We start from the raw sequence: 1,178 nt of genomic DNA on the forward strand, positions 1-1,178 counted from the left end.
ACTTGCAAGACTTGTGGATGAGTGAGGGTGAATTGGTTGATATGCTTCATGTCACCGCCATGAAACTCCATGCTGTGATAAGGTCAATATACAAGGATGGTTTATTGACGGTGTCGGAAGTCCAACAGAAACAGGAAACTTCCAATGGCATTTGGCAAACGTTGTATGGCTTTCCGATGATTGTTGCCCTTTGCTTCCGTATAAACTCATACGGGGCAGCTCGGTTTCGTGCCACCATCTTCAAGAGATTGTACGGGGCAAAAGAGAAAAGTAGTGTCATTATCCTACAACTCAATAGAAGAACAACCGCCTTTAGTTGAATGTCCTCTTGCTTGTTTGTTGGCTTGGCGCTGTCGTACTGTCGTGAATAAGTACTGAAGCATAAGCATGACATTCTTACTTGTAGGGGGATGAGTTCTGTTCATAAAAATGACGGACAAAACACCCCTTATTTTTGTTGAATTGTTGAATATGATGAAAGAAGTATTGAACATCAGGCATTTACGGCTCAACATATTCTCAACAAATCTCTCAACAAAAGAAAGATAATGTTGAAAAGAGAAAACCATGAACACCATTCCTTTCTTTCTTTTTTGCCCAGTAATTTGTTGTGTAGAGCTATTTGTTGAGAGTTTGTTGAGGGTATAAGTGGTTGGTTCTCATAAAGATAACACCTATCTTCAACAATTCAACGTTTTACATGCCCTCACTTGGTACGCTGTAAAATGTGCTTGTGGATTAATTGGCAACCGCTCTATTCTCCGAAATGGTTGCAGCAACGTTCCTTGGAGGCTTTGCGCCTCCAGCCACTTGGGCGAACCTCCGCAGTGTTTTAGCATGGCATTAGATTTATGCAGACTATACCAAGGACACACTGTGTACATAACACACTCGGTATAGCTTACAAAGTAAAACGACAATATACAACTACTATACTTGGCAAGTTGCGCACAGAATATTATTACCTTGTCTTTTGCAAACTTCAAGAACAAAACAGGTCGTGTCTGTTCCCTTGTTCTTTCTCAATGCAGCAGCCTTGATGTTTCATGCAAATTGTTAGGATTAATGTCTGCCACCATAGGCATGAAGAGCCGAAAGGCAAATGTCTCGTCCTTTGTTCTTGGAGGAGGGAGCGAGGTTATGTTTTGGGAACCCCAAAACTCCTCGCTCCACCATGA

1 protein-coding gene is annotated in these 1,178 nt (G+C 41.8%); it reads left to right on the forward strand.

Annotated elements, in window-relative coordinates:
• Window positions 1–2: 2 nt before the first annotated feature.
• On the forward strand, window positions 3–320 hold the full coding sequence (locus F7D73_RS16170; RefSeq protein WP_228117624.1) for a hypothetical protein: 318 nt from the start codon (window positions 3–5) through the stop codon (window positions 318–320).
• Window positions 321–1,178: the final 858 nt, after the last annotated feature.

It is taken from the genome of Segatella copri (assembly GCF_009494395.1).
Classification (GTDB): domain Bacteria; phylum Bacteroidota; class Bacteroidia; order Bacteroidales; family Bacteroidaceae; genus Prevotella.